Source organism: Schaalia cardiffensis F0333 (assembly GCF_005886435.1).
Classification (GTDB): domain Bacteria; phylum Actinomycetota; class Actinomycetes; order Actinomycetales; family Actinomycetaceae; genus Pauljensenia; species Pauljensenia cardiffensis.
This window is the reverse complement of sequence record NZ_CP040505.1, coordinates 1761805-1778385: the sequence shown is the minus strand read 5'-3', so window position 1 is coordinate 1778385 and position 16581 is coordinate 1761805. Positions and strand designations below refer to the sequence as shown.

General features: G+C 62.1%; 14 protein-coding genes. 11 read left to right on the top strand and 3 right to left on the bottom strand.

The features are described 5' to 3' along the window. The first annotated feature begins 131 nt into the window (after positions 1–131). A complete protein-coding gene (locus FFA61_RS07445; protein ID WP_005963387.1) occupies positions 132–1502 on the top strand; it encodes a C40 family peptidase in 1371 nt (456 codons plus the stop codon). A gap of 439 nt (positions 1503–1941) precedes the next feature. On the opposite strand, the gene FFA61_RS07440 is transcribed toward FFA61_RS07445, so the two are convergent. Continuing rightward, positions 1942–2436, bottom strand: a complete 495-nt coding sequence (locus tag FFA61_RS07440) for an inorganic diphosphatase (RefSeq protein ID WP_040313623.1) — start codon at positions 2434–2436, stop codon at positions 1942–1944. A gap of 104 nt (positions 2437–2540) precedes the next feature. Between FFA61_RS07440 and dacB the strand changes: the two genes are divergently transcribed. From dacB to FFA61_RS07390, 10 genes are all read left to right on the top strand, one after another. Continuing rightward, positions 2541–3917 (top strand): D-alanyl-D-alanine carboxypeptidase/D-alanyl-D-alanine endopeptidase, encoded by a 1377-nt coding sequence (gene dacB, locus FFA61_RS07435; RefSeq protein ID WP_005963390.1) that lies wholly within the window; start codon positions 2541–2543, stop codon positions 3915–3917. Between the two features lie 84 nt (positions 3918–4001). Further along, positions 4002–4844, top strand: a complete 843-nt coding sequence (locus FFA61_RS07430) for a zinc-dependent metalloprotease (RefSeq protein WP_051057823.1) — start codon at positions 4002–4004, stop codon at positions 4842–4844. Next, complete coding sequence (gene tilS / locus FFA61_RS07425; RefSeq protein ID WP_005963392.1) at positions 4837–6021, top strand: tRNA lysidine(34) synthetase TilS; 1185 nt, start codon at positions 4837–4839, stop codon at positions 6019–6021. The genes FFA61_RS07430 and tilS overlap by 8 nt, the downstream gene beginning before the upstream one ends. 232 nt (positions 6022–6253) lie before the next feature. Next, positions 6254–6808 carry a hypoxanthine phosphoribosyltransferase gene (gene hpt / locus FFA61_RS07420; RefSeq protein ID WP_005963393.1) on the top strand — a complete coding sequence of 185 codons (555 nt, stop codon included), beginning with the start codon at positions 6254–6256 and terminating at the stop codon, positions 6806–6808. A gap of 11 nt (positions 6809–6819) precedes the next feature. After that, entirely contained in the window at positions 6820–8832 is a 2013-nt protein-coding gene (gene ftsH, locus FFA61_RS07415) for an ATP-dependent zinc metalloprotease FtsH (RefSeq protein ID WP_005963394.1), read from the top strand. Continuing rightward, a complete protein-coding gene (gene folE, locus FFA61_RS07410) occupies positions 8832–9401 on the top strand; it encodes a GTP cyclohydrolase I FolE (protein WP_005963396.1) in 570 nt (189 codons plus the stop codon). Before ftsH ends, folE begins: the two co-directional genes overlap by 1 nt. A 2-nt stretch (positions 9402–9403) precedes the next feature. Beyond that, positions 9404–10231, top strand: a complete 828-nt coding sequence (gene folP, locus FFA61_RS07405) for a dihydropteroate synthase (RefSeq protein ID WP_005963397.1) — start codon at positions 9404–9406, stop codon at positions 10229–10231. Next, the gene (gene folK / locus FFA61_RS07400; RefSeq protein ID WP_005963398.1) at positions 10228–12336 is read left to right on the top strand and encodes a 2-amino-4-hydroxy-6-hydroxymethyldihydropteridine diphosphokinase; all 2109 of its coding nucleotides are present in this window, start codon (positions 10228–10230) and stop codon (positions 12334–12336) included. The genes folP and folK overlap by 4 nt, the downstream gene beginning before the upstream one ends. Further along, positions 12333–12818 carry a DUF3180 family protein gene (locus tag FFA61_RS07395; RefSeq protein WP_005963399.1) on the top strand — a complete coding sequence of 162 codons (486 nt, stop codon included), beginning with the start codon at positions 12333–12335 and terminating at the stop codon, positions 12816–12818. The genes folK and FFA61_RS07395 overlap by 4 nt, the downstream gene beginning before the upstream one ends. A 203-nt stretch (positions 12819–13021) precedes the next feature. Then, complete coding sequence (locus FFA61_RS07390; RefSeq protein WP_005963400.1) at positions 13022–13708, top strand: hypothetical protein; 687 nt, start codon at positions 13022–13024, stop codon at positions 13706–13708. A 231-nt stretch (positions 13709–13939) separates the two neighbouring features. Here FFA61_RS07390 and disA read toward each other — a convergent pair whose 3' ends face one another. Together disA and radA are read right to left on the bottom strand one after the other, a co-directional pair. After that, complete coding sequence (gene disA / locus FFA61_RS07385; protein WP_005963401.1) at positions 13940–15010, bottom strand: DNA integrity scanning diadenylate cyclase DisA; 1071 nt, start codon at positions 15008–15010, stop codon at positions 13940–13942. Between the two features lie 35 nt (positions 15011–15045). After that, positions 15046–16416 carry a DNA repair protein RadA gene (gene radA / locus FFA61_RS07380; RefSeq protein WP_005963402.1) on the bottom strand — a complete coding sequence of 457 codons (1371 nt, stop codon included), beginning with the start codon at positions 16414–16416 and terminating at the stop codon, positions 15046–15048. Positions 16417–16581: the final 165 nt, after the last annotated feature.

Genomic DNA, 16581 nt, shown 5'->3' with positions numbered 1-16581 from the left:
CGTAAGCTCATGATGACGAGGCTACGGCGTGGAGGGGAGTGAAAGGGGAGCTGTTCAGAAGCTGGGACGAGGTGACACCCTGTGAAAGATGGTGTGATTGTGATGAATGTAAATAATAGGGAAGATAGTGGATGGTGTTGCGTGTTGAGACTGAAGTGAACTATCCTCGCGAGAAGGTGCACCAGCTCCGGTGTGCCTCCGCGTCCTCGACGATAGGTGATTCAGTGTCTGATTCGAGCAGCCGATCACACTCCTTCCGCTTACGCGCAGGAATCATCGCCCTCTTGGCCAGCGCCGCTCTTGTACTCCCACAGATTGCGCAAGCCGCTCCCTCCGAAGAAGACATTGCCCGCGCCCAGGCTGAAGAAGAAGCGGCACGAATGTCGGTCGCTCAGATCGAGGTTCGCCTCGCCACAGTTTCCGCACAGGCGGACATGGCCATTCAAGAGGCGCGGATCGCTGCTGAACAGCTCAACGCTGCGAATATTGAGCTCGAACAAGCGAGGATGACTGCCTCGAAGGCCCAACAAGACGCGGACCAGGCGCTCTTAGATTTCGAGCAGGGCAAACAGCAAATCGCCTCCGTCGCTCAAACCGCCTACCGCGAAGGCGCCGCCTCCCTTGATTCTCTCGCCCCCTATCTGGGGGCCGATGGCTTACGCACCGTTGAAACGAAGCAAGCCTCCCTTGACTCCTTCTCCGCATCCGCTGACGCAAAGATGCAGGAGGTTGCGGCGCTCGAACAGGTCGCCAGGGTCATGCAATCTGCTGCCGATGAAGCCGTGAACGTCCAACAAGCTGCGACTGAGGAAGTTGAGGCTCGCACTGAAGCAGCTCGCGCCTCCGCCGAATCCGCTCTTGCCCTTCAGCAAACAACCGCAGCTCAACGCGAGGTCTACGTCAACGAACTCGCGAAGAAGCAGGGCACCACCGTCGAACTCATCAACGAAAGAGAAGCCGCCCTCGAAGCCGAAAGGCAGGCGGCAGCTCAAGCGGCCGCTGAAGAAGCGGCGAGGCGTGCGGCTGAAGAAGCAGCCAGGCAAGCAGCTGAAGAGGAGGAAGACTGGGAGGAACCCTCCTACGTCGCCCCCTCCCAGTCTTCACGAGGGTCCTACTCTCCCTCCTGGTCCTCCTCTGGAGGGGCTTCCACCGCGATTGCGGCCGCGAAGTCCTTCTTAGGTGTCCCCTACGTGTGGGGTGGTGAATCCTACGGAGGCGTCGACTGCTCGGGTCTGACGAAGCTCGCATGGGCTGAAGCTGGGGTCTACCTGCCGCACTATTCGGCCTCCCAGTACGGTTATGGAACGCATGTGCCGATCGATTCGATGGAGCCCGGTGACCTGATTTTCTGGTCCTCCAATGGATACCAGTCCGGCATCTACCACGTCGCTATGTATCTTGGCGGCGGTCAGATGATCGAAGCTCCAACTTTCGGTATGACGGTGCGCATTACCTCGATCTGGGGCTGGTCTCAGCTCATGCCCTACGCGACGCGCCTCTAAGGCCCACCCCTTCAGCACTCACTCCGCCTGGATGCGAGGCGCTCCGTGGGAGCGTCGGGGCTTGAACGGGGAACGTCTTCCCCCCGCCTTTGAGGCTCGTATCTCGAATGACGCGTTCTGCGTGAAGTGGAGGTGCTCAGCATGAAGCGTTGGGCCTCGTGCGTCTGCGCCTTCACACTGATCGTTACACACAGCTAGTTGTCATCCCTCAGGCAGGTGGGCGCATGTTCGCCAGTCAGGCGCAGCGTCTTATTAGACGCGCGCACTCTGAGACACTCGGGGCCTGAGGTGTGCGCATAGCACGCCGCTCGGGATCTCATCCTCGAACAGTCTGGCGCATTCCCCAAGCGGACAAGGTCTTCACCAACACGCCCAGACACAAAGAGCGGGTGGTCATGAGCCGCAGCTCATGACCACCCGCTCGGGGTGTGAATAGCTCTCAGTGCCCGGCCTCGTGCTCCTTCAAACGCTCATAGGAACGCTTAATCTCAGCTTCAGCCTCTTCACGCCCCACCCAGTGGGCGCCCTCAACCGACTTCCCGGGCTCGAGGTCCTTGTACACCTCGAAGAAATGCTGGATTTCGAGGCGGTGAAACTCCGAAACGTCCTCGATCTCAGTACGCCACGATGCGCGCTGATCCGAGGCGGGAACACACAAGACCTTGTCGTCCCCGCCCTTCTCATCGGCCATGCGGAACATACCGAGTGCGCGGCAACGAATCACACAACCAGGGAAAGTGGGCTCTTCAAGGAGGACGAGGGCGTCAAGCGGATCACCGTCTTCACCGAGGGTGTCATCAATGAAGCCGTAATCATCGGGATACCTTGTCGAGGTGAAGAGCATACGGTCAAGGCGGATGCGTCCCGTCTCGTGATCGATCTCGTACTTGTTCCTGTTCCCCTTCGGGATCTCAATGGTCACATCGAATTCCACCGCGAACTCCTTCATATTGCCCCCATGACTGAGGGTGTCGGATCGGCCGCCCCGCCGCCTCACCATTAGGGTGGGAGCGGTTGTTGAACCTCGGAAGGAGATCCATGCGGCGCGAAACTCTTACAGCGATTGTAGGCGTTGCAGTACTCGCGCTGGGGATCAGTGGGTATATTGCCGCCGATATTGCCGACCGAGTACCAGGATTCCTCACCACCGCTGAAGTGCCGAGTCCTGCCGACCCCCCTGAATTACCCGCCGATTCAGGCCAATCCCTCGCCACTTTCTCCACACCTGAAGGCGAACCTGTCCTCTCCTCCGACGTCGCCCAACTCTGGGCAAGCGTCGCCCAATCCGCCGAAGAGGGGCAATGGAGGGCCTGGGGAAACGTTATCGATGCACGAAGCGGGGAGGTCCTCCTCGATGCTTCAGCAAGCCAGGCGCATACTCCAGCGTCCACCACGAAGGTCCTCACCGCTTTCGCGGCCCTAAAGACCCTCGATCCGGCGAGCACACTCACAACGAGCGTGCAGGTATCCGGCTCTGAACTCTTCCTCAGCTCTGAAGGAGATTTCCTCCTCGGGGCGGGCACATCCGATCCAGACGATGTCAACGGTCGCGCGGGACTCGCCGACCTGGCTGAGGAGGCGGCCGCCGCCCTCGTCAATGCCGGAACGACCAATGTGACCCTGAACTGGGCGGATTCTCCCTTCGACGGGCCCGATCGCCTGGAAGCCTGGACCGCCCAAGACGTCCAGGGCTACGTCGGAGCAGTCGGAGCGATGGCGATTGATGCGGGACGCACAGCCCCCTCGGTCTACACTTTCGTCGACGACCCCGAGTCCACCGTCGCAGCCGTCTTCGCCCAGCGCCTACAAGAGCGAGGGATCGCAGTGACCTTGGGGGGAGCGTCGAGCGGACTTGAAGGCGCAGAAACGATCGCCACGATCCAATCGGCGCCCCTAGGCGAGCAGATCCGATGGATGCTCTACAACTCCGACAACACTCTCGCCGAACAACTGGGGCGCCTGAGCGCGAAGGCCCGAGGCGTCGAGACTTCCTTCCCAGGAGCCGTTTCCGTGATCCGCCAGACCTTGGAGGAATCCGGAGTGCCGACGAGTGGCCTTTCCCTGGGGGATTGCTCGGGATTGTCCTCCGATGACCGGATCGCCCCGCAGACCCTGGTGGGCGCCATCAACGTCTCACTTGCCTCCACAGGCCCGCTCGCCGACCTTCCTCGCAGCCTGCCCTGGGCGGGACTCAATGGCACGATGGAAAGACGCATGACCGGTGGTGGGGCTTATGCGAATGCTCAGGCCAAGACGGGAACACTAGGAGCAGTGTCATCATTGGCCGGGATCGTGCAGACCTCCACAGGCAGGATCCTCGTGTACGCCATCGGAAGTGAGAATGTCCCCGATGACGGCGGAGCCTTGACCAGGCCGGTGCTTGACGCTTTCGTCACGGGGCTGGCCGACCTCTGAACCACCCGCGCCACCAGGGGTTTTCCGCCGGGCGAAGCCCCTGTCCTTCCCCGTGCCAGCAGGGGGCTTTTGTACAATGAGCCCATGTCGATGCGGATTGGCTCCCGAGGAATTGCACGAGCACTCAACACCCTCAGCTCTGCGGGGCCAATGACGAACTCCGCGATCGCTGCCGGGGCCGTCACCCGCCTCAGACGCGCCGCACGCTGGTCCGAACCCTACGTGGAGAGCCTCAGCGGCCTGCCCGAAGCAGCCAAAATCGCCGCCTCACCCGTCCTCGTCCTCGATCGGCATTCTTTCGCGCTTCAGACGGCTCGCACCTTGGACACGATCGCGCCCATCTACGAGCTTCGCGAGTTGCGCGACCGTGCTATCACGATCAGAGCCCTTTCTCGTCGAGCCACGGGACTATGGGATCCGCGTGTGAAGGCCCGCGTCCTCATCGCACCGAATGTCCTCGCCGCCGCCCACGCCCATTCCCTCGACCAATCCGACTGGTGCAAGTGGGTCGCCCTGAGAGTCGGATTGGAAGGCCTCATCGTGCACAAGGCGCCGAACCTGGTGGATCCAACCCTGGAGAACACGGACTTCCTGGCCCGTCTCCTCCTCGTGGATGCCCTCCTCGATGCGCTGATGCTGCGCCTCACCCCAGCGGACCTGTCTTCGGTCCTGTGGATTCGCAACTTCGGCCCGAAATCCTCAATTCGTACTCTCGTCTCTGCGCTCCTCCTCGACTCTTCAATCCCCCAGACCGAACTCTTCCGCGCATACGAGGACTATCGGAGAATCTCCCAAGAAATCGTGAGCTCAAACTCTTTGGGCCCTGCCCTTGATGCTCTTTCCCGCAACGAGGACCCCTTCCCGGACTTTGCCCGCAAAGGACCCGAAGCGACGACACCCCCGACTCCGACGAGCCCGCGTGTCTGATAAAAAGAAACGGGTCGCGCATCCTCGGGCGTCCTCGTCCACTCAAGACAATCGGGGCGCGCATCCTTGCGAACACGCCCCCCGCTCCACCCCCGCTTCACATGCGAGCCGCATCATCGGCCCGAACCCGAAAGGGCAGCTGCGGATCGTCTCACTCGCCGTGAAGCACTTCCTCGAATCCCTCGAATCCCTTGACCCGAAAAGCCCACTCCTCGTGGGCCTGTCCGGGGGAGCGGACTCACTCGCTCTGACTCTCGGGGTCATCGACTGGGCAACGAGGACGGGCAGGCAAGTCCACACCCTCACCATTGATCATGGTCTGCGCCCAGAATCGGCACAAGAAGCCGAAAAGGTCGCAGCCCTGGCCCGCGAACTCGGAGCCCTGGCCGACATTGAAAAGGTCGAAATCGGCTCGGCGGGAGGACCAGAAGGCGCCGCCCGCGAGAAACGACGCGAAGCCCTTGCACGCAGAGCACAGGAACTGGGCGCCCCCGTCCTTTTAGGACATACCCTCAACGATCAGGCTGAAACGGTCCTCCTACGCCTCGCCCGAGGATCGGGCGCACACTCCTTGAGAGCGATCCGCTCTAAAGTTGTCGACTCTCAGGGCGTGCACTGGCTGCGCCCACTGCTCGGAGTACGCCGAGAAACGACGGAAGGCGCCTGCGAGCAAGCCGGACTCGAATGGGTGAAGGATCTGACGAATGAGCCCCAGGGCCCCTGGCGCGCAGCCGATGGGGGGCCTCTTCGACGAAGCGCCGTCCGTGCCCATGCTCTTCCCTCTCTTGCTCAGGCCTTGGGAGTTGACCCAATCCCGGCCCTCGCCCGCAGTGCCGAACTTGCCGCCCGCGATGACGAAGCCCTCGCCTCCTGGGCCAAGAGCGCGTGGCACACGGCGAAACGCGAAGCGCTCTTCCCTGATGGGAGTCGCGCCCCGGCTCTCGACATCCTTCCCATGATGGAGTTGCCGATGGCGATCCGCACCCGCATCATCCGCCGCTTCTGCCTCGAAGGAGGAGCGCGAGCGGGCGCCCTCTCCTCGCGTCTCATTGACGAGGTCGATGCACTGCTGTGTCAATGGCACGGACAAAAAGGCGTTGATCTTGCCGGGGTGAGGGTAAGAAGAGGACGCGACATCGCCGCCCGCCCCGTCCTGATCGTGGAGAACACTCACTGAGGGAACGCCGGGGTGTGGGATGGGGAAGACTCAGGCGAAGCTGAGCTGCCGCTTCTCGAAGGGAACGCCAGGGTGTGGGGCTGCGCTACTTGAAGGATCCTCCGCGCCGAGCCCACCATGTTTTCGCTCTCAGTGAGTTGTGCCGCCCCGCGTCGCAGCCCCCTCGCCAAATGTGGCAACCTTAAGGCAGGATGCCCGCTCATGTGGGCGCACGATATGAAAAGAGGACCGCGTGGACACCACGGATATGGGCGAGAAACTCAAGGACGTTCTGGTTACTGCAGAACAACTCGATCAGCGTCTCGCCGAAATGGCCGAGGAGATCGACAGAGACTACGCGGGCAAGGAGATTCTCCTCGTCGGTGTTCTGCGCGGAGCCGTCATGGTGATGGCCGACCTGTCCCGTAAGATCCACACGCCCCTTGAAATGGACTGGATGGCCGTTTCCTCATACGGTTCGGGAACGAAGTCCTCCGGGGTCGTCCGCATCCTCAAGGATCTCGACCAGGACGTGAGCGGACGTCACGTCCTCATCGTTGAAGACATCATCGACTCGGGGCTCACCTTGTCCTGGCTCAGGACGAATCTTCTCTCGCGCGGAGCCGCTTCGGTCCGCATTGCGACGGCCCTGCGCAAACCGGCAGCCGCGAAGGTCGAGGTCGAGGTCGCCTACGTCGGTTTCGAGATCCCCAACGAGTTCGTCGTCGGCTACGGGCTCGACTATGCGGAGAAATACCGCAACCTTCCCTTCGTGGGCACGCTCGCTCCCCACGTCTACGAGAACTGAATCGGGAACCCATGGCGAAGACCAAGACGAAGAATCGAGTCAACTGGGCGTGGATCATCGCGCCACTCCTCGTCCTCATGATCGGCGGGTGGTTCCTCTGGCAGGCTTTCCAGCCCCGCGCAGTCGACACTTCCGAAGGACTCGAGATCCTCAAGAGCAACTCGATTGAAAGAGCCGTCCTCAACGAGTCCACCCAGCAGGTCAACCTTTCGCTGACAGAGCCCTATACGCACGAGTCGACGGGGCTCGGCGACCGCACGGCGGAGCTCGGCAAGAACGTCTACTTCACCTACTCCTATTCGCAGACCGAGGACATCCTCACTGCGGTCGCAAATGCGAAGCCGACGAAGGGGTGGAACGCCTTGCGCCCACAGGCCTCCTTCCTCTCCTCGATCCTGCAGATGCTCATTCCGCTGCTCCTCCTTTTCGGCCTTCTTCTCCTGTTCATGCGCTCCATGTCGGGAAATAAGATGCTCGGTGGTTTCGCCCAGTCGAAGGCAAAAGAGTTCAACCAGGAGCGCCCCGACATCACTTTCGCCGACGTGGCCGGTGAAGATGAAGCCGTCGAAGAACTCGAAGAGATCCGCGAGTTCCTCGCCGCCCCCGACAAATTCCACAAGGTCGGTGCGAGGATTCCGCGCGGCGTGCTCCTCTACGGGCCTCCCGGAACGGGCAAGACCCTCCTCGCGAAGGCGGTCGCCGGTGAGGCTCACGCCCCCTTCTTCTCAATCTCGGGCTCAGAGTTCATGGAACTGTATGTCGGCGTGGGCGCCTCACGCGTGCGTGATCTTTTCGAACGTGCGAAGAAAGCATCGCCGGCGATCATCTTCGTTGACGAGATCGACGCGGTCGGCCGTCACCGAGGCTCGGGCATCGGCGGAGGCAACGACGAGCGCGAACAGACCCTCAACCAGCTTCTCGTTGAGATGGACGGCTTCGATGAGCGCGCGAACATCATCCTCATCGCCGCAACCAACCGCCCGGATATCCTCGACCCGGCTCTGCTGCGCCCCGGCCGTTTCGACCGCCAGATCGCCGTCGAAGCCCCTGACCTTAAGGGCCGTGAAGCGATCCTCAAAGTCCACGCCGCAGGAAAACCCATGACGAAGCAAGTTGACCTCTTCCAGATTGCGAAGCGCACCCCCGGTTTCACCGGCGCGGATCTTGCGAATGTCCTCAACGAGGCCGCGCTGCTCACGGCCCGTTCGAACGCGGACCTCATTGATGATCGCGCCATTGACGAAGCGATCGACCGCGTCATCGCGGGCCCGCAGAAACGCACCCGCGTGATGAACGATCATGACAAGGCCGTGACCGCCTACCATGAGGGCGGGCACGCCCTGTGCGCCGCCGCCTTGAGGTACACGGACCCAGTGACGAAGGTGACGATCCTCCCGCGCGGACGCGCCCTCGGTTACACGATGGTCATGCCGACTGAGGACCGTTACAACAAGACCCGCAATCAGCTCCTCGACGACCTCGTCTACGCGATGGGGGGCCGAGTCGCTGAGGAGATCGTCTTCCGCGACCCTTCGACGGGCCCGGCGAACGACATTCAGCAGGCAACGAAGATCGCTCGTGCGATGGTCACCGACTACGGCATGTCCTCGCGCGTCGGCCTCGTCAAACTCGGAACGACCGACACTGAGGCTTTCGGGCACGGCGGCGCAGGTGAATCGCGTGTCTTCTCCGATGAGATGGCCGGGATCATTGACGACGAGGTGCGTCTCCTCCTCGACGCGGCCATGCGGGAAGCCTGGGAGATCCTGACGAAGAACCGCGATGTGCTCGACACCCTCGCTGCCCGTCTCCTCGAGGAGGAGACCCTCGATGAGGCTCAGCTCGCGAAGATCTTCGAGGCCGTCCGCAAGCAGGATGAGCGTCCCGTCTGGAACTACGGCGCGGATGCGGCGATCCCCGGAGCCCGCCTCGGTGAACCGGTCGGTATTCCTACGGCAGAAACGCAGGCGGATAGCGCGCCCCTTGACGCCGATGAGGGTGCGGAGAAAGTCGAGGACATCTGATGGGCTACGACGAAGCGCGAGCCGAAGCGGCCACGCGTGAACTCATCGCCGCCATCGGTGAAGACCCCGATCGTGAGGGGCTTCGCGATACGCCCACCCGTGTTGCCAAGGCCTGGAAGGAGATCCTCAACGGCCTTAACGAGGATCCGCGCGACTATTTGCGCACCCAGTTCGAGGCAGGGACCGATGAGCTCGTCCTCGTGCGAGACATCGTGTTCCACTCCGTGTGCGAGCATCATCTTCTCCCCTTCTACGGGCGCGCCCACGTCGGATACATTCCGCGCGGCGGCAGGGTCACGGGCTTGTCGAAGCTCGCCCGAGTCGTCGAGGGTTATTCCCGCCGCCCCCAGGTCCAAGAACGACTCACCGCTCAGATCGCTGACGCCATTGACGAGGTCCTCCACCCTCAGGGTGTCATCGTCGTCATTGAGGCCGAGCACATGTGCATGTCGATGCGCGGCGTCTCCAAGCCTGGTTCCTCCACCGTCACCTCTGCTTTGCGGGGGATCATGAATGACGGCGCGACCCGCGCTGAGATGATGTCCCTGGTGTTGGGTGGCCGACGCTGAGGATGCGTATTCGAACTCCAAAACTGCCAGGCGATTGGTCCCTTCCTACGGATCGGACCCTCATCATGGGGATCCTCAACGTCACCCCCGATTCCTTTTCCGACGGGGGATGCTGGTCGAGTAGCGACACGGCGATCGAACGCGCTGTGCAGATGATCGACGAGGGCGCCGACCTTATTGACATTGGCGGAGAATCGACGCGACCGAACTCGACGCGAGTTTCAGAAGAAGAAGAGTGGTCGAGGATCAGCACGGTACTCTGTGCCCTCGCCGATCAGGGCGTTGTGTGCTCGGTCGATACCCTGCACGCCGCGACCGCTCTGAGGGCCGCCGACGCGGGGGCAGCGATCATCAACGACGTTTCGGGCGGGCGTTGGGATCCGCAGATGAACGCTGTGCTTGCGAAAACCGGTCTCGCTTATGTTGTTCAACACTACCGGGCCCTGCCCGGGATGCCGGGTGAGTCCTTCGACTACGGCGAAGATCTCATGGGGACGCTGAAAGAACGGATCAACGCACAGGTGAGGGACGCCCTCGACGCGGGAGTTGCCCCGGAGGCGATCGTTATCGACCCCGGACTCGGCTTCTCCCTCACGAACGAACAATGCCACACGGTGCTTGATGGTCTCGGCATTCTTTCCTCCCTCGGTTACCCTGTCCTCATCGGTGCGTCACGGAAACGTTTCATTGCGGCAATGGGCGGTGACCGCGACGAACAGACCTCTATAATCACTCGCCGTTGCGCGCGCGAGGGGATATGGGCTGTGAGGGTCCATGAAATACGGGGAAACGCTCGCGCGGCGCGTGAGGGAAATGAGGTGGGAAGATGAGTCGGCCACTCGACGTCATCACGCTGCGCGGACTCGCAGCCGAGGCGATCCACGGCGTCCTGCCCGATGAGCACCTGGCCGCTCAGCCTTTCGTCGTCGACCTGAGAATGTGGCTCGACGCCTCTGAGGCCGCCCGTTTGGACGAGATCGAAGAGACGGTCTCCTATGCTCAGATCGCTGAAGAGATCGCCGCGATCCTCACAGGACCTTCGGTGCGGCTTCTTGAGACTCTCGGCCAGAGGATCGCTGATGCAGTCCTCGCCCATGAGCGGATTCTCGGCGTTGAAGTCACTGTTCACAAGCCCCAAGCCCCGATCGCTCAGACCTTTTCTGACGTGTCCGTGACGGTGCGTCGTGGACAGATCGACGCGGCTCCGGCACTGTCTTCGCAGGACGCGACTTTCTCAATCGACACTCCGGCCTCGTCCACAACACCACTGCCATCCTCTCCGGTGCTCTCCACCCAGCCCCCGGCCTTGCCTCCTTCCTCCCCTGCCAGGGGAGCCCTCAGTGAGCCTCGCGAGGAGGCTTGGGACACGATTGAGAAATCGGATGAGCCCGCGCACGTCGTCCTCGCCCTCGGGGGAAATATTGGGGATGCGCCGACCCGTTTGGCCGCAGCCGTTGAAGCTCTCGTCGATTCGCCCGAGGTTGATGTCCTTGATGTCTCGCCCCTGCTGCGCACCTGCCCGGTGCTCGCCGAGGGACAAGAACCTCAAGCGGACTACTGGAACGCAGTCGTCCTCATGGAAACTCGCCTCGACCCCTATGAGGTTTTGGAACTCGCGCGCGAACTCGAAGCAGAGGCTGGTCGAGTGCGCTCTGAGCATTGGGGTCCGCGCACCCTCGATGTTGATGTCATCGACTACGAGGGGTGCACCCTCGCTGACGGGGACTTGATTCTTCCGCATCCGCGTGCGGCGACGAGGGCTTTCGTTTTGGCGCCCTGGCTCATGGTGGATGAGGACGCCCACCTGGGAGATGACAGTGTCGCCGAGCTTTTGCGCTGCGCCCCTGATACGGATGGCATTATCGACGCGGTTGACGAGTGGCTTCTTGAACCAGGTTCCGTCATCGCCGAGTCGGATGCTCTCCTTGAGACTGCGCACAATGAAACGCCTGAAGAGACTCATTTTGCAGAGACTCAAGGCGGGTTGAGGGCCTCGGCTTCCTCTACTGTGTCCTCTTCGCGTCTTTCAACGACCACCCGCCTGGACTTCATGCCAGAAGAACTGCGAGAAGGTCTTGCTCCTTCAGGTGAAGGCGATGACCTCGTGTGGCGTCGCCTGTGGGAACGCTGGTCCCAACCGATGACTCAGGATGCTCTCGCAGCTGTTGATCCTCGTCGCAAGACTCTTCTTCGCCCTGCTCCTATGGCAAACGGGGAGGCGGAGCCTGCCACGGGGTCCGCCGCGTTGGAGAAGGACACGCGGGTCGAGAACACCACGACGCAGTCGGGGAATCAAAGGGCAGGTGACGCTTTCGAAGCGCAGGCTCCCGCACCGACTCGGGCCCCCCAGGCTCCTGCACAGACTCGGGCCTCCCAGGCTCCTGCGCCGACTCGAGCCACTCACAGGCACGATCGTGCCTCTTCTTGGGATGAAGCGAAGACCCGCACGGCTCAAAAGTTGCCAGCGTCTCGCGTCGAGGCCACAGCGGCAGGTGAAGACAGGGAGGCGAATTCAGAAGGGAAACAGCCTCGCCTGCGCTGGCTTCCCCTCGCTGCTGCCTCTGAAACGAGGAAGAATCGCCAAGCGAAGCCCACTGAGACTCAGCGCCCCTCCGAACGCGCCTCTACACGTGAAGAGGAAGGGGCTACTGTGCAAGAAGAGCACAGGGATTTGCCGAGCTGGGACTTTGCACGCGGGGACGTGCGGATTGTCGATGAACCCACTCCACGGACTCTTCATGTGGAAGCTGAGGCCAGTGCAGCTCCCGAATCCACGGTTCGTCGTTCCATCATGGACCCTGAACTCCACTCTCAATCGCTTCGCGCAGACGTGGCCGACACAGAAAACACGAAGACGGGCTTGTTGCGCAAGATCGTTGTTCGTCCTTCGACGACCGGGCAGATCCCGATCTTCAAGGATCGGGACCACAGATGATGCCCCTATCGAAGGCCTGGCTCCTCCTCATGGGAGCGCTCAGCGCCCTCGTGTCTGGAGCTATTGGCCTCATGATCGTCGCCTCAGGAGGCTCCCCGATCCTCGTCACCCCGATGCTTGCACTCCTTCAGGGGCTTCTCGCCGTATTCCTCTTATGGGCAGGGGTGCATGTCAAACGTTTCATCGCTCATAAGAGCACGTGGGTGAACTCTATGCACGCCATGAGGATCGCCCTAGGCGCGCGGGCATCAGCGATTGTCGCGTCCCTGCTTGTCGGTGCTCTGCTCGGCATCCTCGTCGCGACTCTCAGCCGGATCGGCGCACCTGAGATGATGCGCAACGCCCTCGCCTGTGCCTTCGGAATTGCCACCGGACTGCTGTGGTGCGTGATCGCCGTCGTCGTGGAGCGTTGGTGCATTATTGACGAGGACGATCACGAAGACGGAGTCGAAACACAACGACCGACGGTGAGCCCAGCATGAAGGATTCACAGTCGAAGGGGCCGCGAAAGCGTGGGAAAACACCATCGCTGTCGCGGGGGAATGCTCGAAAGTCACCAGGCGGCGTGAGCCAGAAGCGGGGGAAGACTCCTCGCACGACGAACCCGGGCAAGGGCACATCGCGTCCTTCATCTTCTCGAGGGGCTTCTCAGAAAGCTTCGGGTCAGAAAGCTTCGCCCCGGGGGATGAGGCGTTTAGGTGGCGGTCGTGCACCGAAGAGACGCAAGCAGAACCTGTGGCCTCGGCGCATCATTACGGGACTTGGTCTGATCCTCATTCTCGCGCTGGTCGTGTGGGCTGTGCTTTTCATCATCGGCTTCATGACCACTCAGCCTAAGGTCGATGAATCACAGTCGGCCTTGGCGAAGACGGGGGAGTTCATTCAGTCCGGAACAGAAAGGATTGAGCTTCGCAATAGTGATGAGGTGACGAAAGACGGTGTCGTCACCCGCGAAGAGGGAGTGATGATCCCCGGGTGCATTGCGAAGGATTTGAGTTTTTCCGCGACGGCCACGCAAACGCGGGTCGGTTCAGGAGAGAACCTCGCACTCACGATGGTGAACATTGGGCGCACCGCCTGCTTCACTTCGCTCGGACGAGTGGATCTGGCGATCCGCTCCGGCGATCAACTCATCTACGATTCAGCGCGCTGCGCCTCTCGTGACGAGGAAGCGACGCCCTTGCTCCTGAGTCCCGGAGATCCCTGGTCGTCTTCATTGGCGTGGGATGGGCGCGTCTACGTGCAGGGCTGTTCAACGCCCGAGGGCGGGGCTCCCCTTGCAAGCGAGGGGACGTACCGGGCCCAGTTGAGTTTCGCCGGCGTGCCTGTGACGAGTGAGTTGGTGTTCACCGTCATCGAAGCTGCGGGCTGATATACCCTCGCCGTTCTGCTCTTTGTGGGGCTCTTTGCGGGGGAGAAAACTGTGTAGTAAGCAGAGCTCTTGCGGGGAGTCCCCACAAGCGTTTTGTCGGCGCACAACACCTGCGCATGCCTGTCGCTCGGGTCTTCTGGAGTGCCCGCGTGTGTCCCCCTGGGCGGGTGCCTGAGCACCCCTACTGGGTGAATCTCGCGCGTGCGCGGGCGAATCTCCCGAGCCGTCCCCTCACCAGCCGACGAGGCCGTTCGCCGCCATCTGAGCCTGATGCTCGAGGTTCTCGTGGATGAGTTTCGCCCGGTAGGGGCCGATCCCTTCGATGCTTTGCAGATCCTCGACGGTCGCGGCTCGCAATTCCGCGTAGCTCCCCCAATGCGAGGAAACATCCTTGATGATGCTCCACGGCAGGTGCGGGACAAGGGAGAGGGCGCGGATTCCACGAGGCTGGATCTCTCGATCCAGGTCGGCGACCTCGAAGACCCCCAAACCGAGGACATTCGCGATCGCCGTGAGATCGACGAGCTTATCGCCGGGCAGCTCTGAAAGATGCTGTTCAACAGTGGCAATGGAGGACTGGTCACGCACGTAGTCGCGCATGACGAGGGCCCGTTCGGATGCAGAACCGCGGATCAGATCATCGACCTGAAGGGCGAGGAGACGCCCCTCGGAGCCGAGTTCTTCAAGGTAGCTGTTGATCTCGGAGATGATCCTTCGGATCATTTCCATGCGTTGCAACACAGTTGTGACATCACGGACCGTCGCAGAATCACGGATTTCAAGGACAGTGAGGGTCTGGAGGACCTCGTCGAGGCGCTGAGAGTAACGGTCGAGAGTATCGACAGCAAGGTTGGCGCGCGCAAGGAGAGCCTCGGGTTCTTCCACGAGACGGTGATATTCGCCGACGTAGATGGAGATCATCCGCATCGACGCGGACAAGGACAGGATCGGAAGGTGCGTCTGACGGGCTGTCCGCTGGGCCGTGCGATGACGCATGCCGGATTCATTAGTGGGGATCGAAGGATCAGGGAGGAGCTGGACATTCGCCTTGCGGATGCGCCACTTGTCAATATCGAGGACGACGGCGCCGTCCATCTTGCACAGTTCACGAAGACGAGAGGCCGTGAAAGCGACATCAAGATCGAAACCGCCTGAGCACAAAGCCTCAATCTCGGGCGTGTAGCCCAGGACAATGAGAGCGCCGGTGTGTGAACGCTGAATCCTTTCGAGCCCTTCACGCAAAGCAGTGCCAGGAGCGACGGCCGCAAGGGCCTCCCTCAAAGTGACGGCGTCAGCATTCATGCCACCCTCCTAGGCGACTCAACCTTGATTCGAGTCTAGGGCAGAGCCACGCGGATCGCGGTCGACAGCTCGGAGACGGTGAACACGTTCATGCCTTCGATGCGGGGAAGATCCTGCGAACCCTGCGCAGGCACGATCGCCGTTTCAAAACCCAGACGAGCCGCCTCCTGTAGGCGACGTCCCAGCCCCGTGCAGGCCCGCAGTTCCCCGGTCAGCCCGATCTCTCCCATGGCGATCAAGGAGGAGCGGGGAGCTGAGCCTTTGAAAGCGGAAGCGATGGAGATCGCGATCGCCAGGTCAACCGCAGGCTCCTGGGTCCTCGCACCCCCCACTGTTGACACGTACACATCCAAAGATGAGGAGTCGAGGTCGAGCCTGGCTTGAAGCACCGCGAGGATCATTGCGACCCTGGAATGGTCGACTCCCGAAGTGGTGCGACGCGGCGAGCCCCCGGCGCTGGGGGCAACGAGGGCCTGGACTTCGGTCGGCATGGGGCGCCGCCCCTCGAGGGAAACCGTCGCGCAGGAACCAGGAACGTCCCGTGAGGCCTGCGAAAGGAAAAGTCCGGAGGGGTCTGAGAGCTCACGAATCCCCGAATCGGTGAGTTCGAAGCACCCGACCTCGTCGGTGGGGCCATAACGGTTCTTCACCGCGCGCAGCAGGCGTAAACGGGCGTGGCGCTCGCCCTCGAAATGACAGACCACGTCAACGAGGTGTTCGAGGACGCGAGGTCCGGCGATGCCCCCGTCCTTCGTCACATGACCGACGAGAAGGATCGGCATATTGCGTTCCTTCGCGGTGCGGATCAGGGCAGCTGCGACCGCACGGACCTGGGCGACGCCTCCCGCGCCACCATCGACCTGCGGGGACTGGATTGTCTGCACGGAGTCGACGAGCAGGAGCGAGGGCTTGACAGCCTCCACATGCCCGAGGATCGAGGACAGGTCGTTGTCGTCGGCGAGGAGGAGGCCTTCGTCGATTGCGCCAATGCGTTCTGCACGGGACTTCACCTGGGAGGAGGACTCTTCTCCCGTCACATACAGGACTGGGCCGAGGCGAGTCGAGGTGCGGGCGACTCGGGCCGCAACATCAAGGAGGAGAGTCGATTTGCCGACGCCGGGTTCTCCGGCGAGGAGGATGACCGCCCCCGGGACGATACCGCCACCGAGGACCCGGTCGAGTTCACCCACACCGGTGGGGCGCTGCTTCGAGATTCCCGCGTCCACCTGGCCGATCGGACGGGCCGGCTTGCGCGGGGGAGTGGGGGCGGTGCCACCGGCGAGCACTCCTGCGGGCACGGCCTCTTCCAGGGTGCCCCAAGCGGAGCATTCTCGGCATTGGCCGAGCCATTTCGCGCTGGTCCACCCGCATTCCGTACAGCGGTAACTCGTCTTCGTCTTCGCCATGTCTTAACCGTATCGACAGCCCTGGGCATTTGCGGACGGGCTTGAGGCAGGCGGGGAGGGGCGAGGGCGAAAGGGGGAGCGAGGGGCTGTCACACTGCCCTGCACCGGGCTGTTTGACGGGGCCTTCGCTTGCGTTCAGGGGCCGATCCGCGCTGAACTCCCTCG

Excerpts from the sequence above, each read along its gene's own strand:
- ftsH (WP_005963394.1), top strand. The coding sequence starts at position 6,820 with ATGGCGAAGACCAAGACGAAGAATCGAGTCAACTGGGCGTGGATCATC.
- FFA61_RS07395 (WP_005963399.1), top strand. The coding sequence starts at position 12,333 with ATGATGCCCCTATCGAAGGCCTGGCTCCTCCTCATGGGAGCGCTCAGC.
- disA (WP_005963401.1), bottom strand. The coding sequence starts at position 15,010 with ATGAATGCTGACGCCGTCACTTTGAGGGAGGCCCTTGCGGCCGTCGCT.
- FFA61_RS07445 (WP_005963387.1), top strand. The coding sequence starts at position 132 with ATGGTGTTGCGTGTTGAGACTGAAGTGAACTATCCTCGCGAGAAGGTG.
- folE (WP_005963396.1), top strand. The coding sequence starts at position 8,832 with ATGGGCTACGACGAAGCGCGAGCCGAAGCGGCCACGCGTGAACTCATC.
- FFA61_RS07390 (WP_005963400.1), top strand. The coding sequence starts at position 13,022 with ATGAGGCGTTTAGGTGGCGGTCGTGCACCGAAGAGACGCAAGCAGAAC.
- radA (WP_005963402.1), bottom strand. The coding sequence starts at position 16,416 with ATGGCGAAGACGAAGACGAGTTACCGCTGTACGGAATGCGGGTGGACC.
- FFA61_RS07430 (WP_051057823.1), top strand. The coding sequence starts at position 4,002 with ATGTCGATGCGGATTGGCTCCCGAGGAATTGCACGAGCACTCAACACC.
- folP (WP_005963397.1), top strand. The coding sequence starts at position 9,404 with ATGCGTATTCGAACTCCAAAACTGCCAGGCGATTGGTCCCTTCCTACG.
- dacB (WP_005963390.1), top strand. The coding sequence starts at position 2,541 with ATGCGGCGCGAAACTCTTACAGCGATTGTAGGCGTTGCAGTACTCGCG.
- folK (WP_005963398.1), top strand. The coding sequence starts at position 10,228 with ATGAGTCGGCCACTCGACGTCATCACGCTGCGCGGACTCGCAGCCGAG.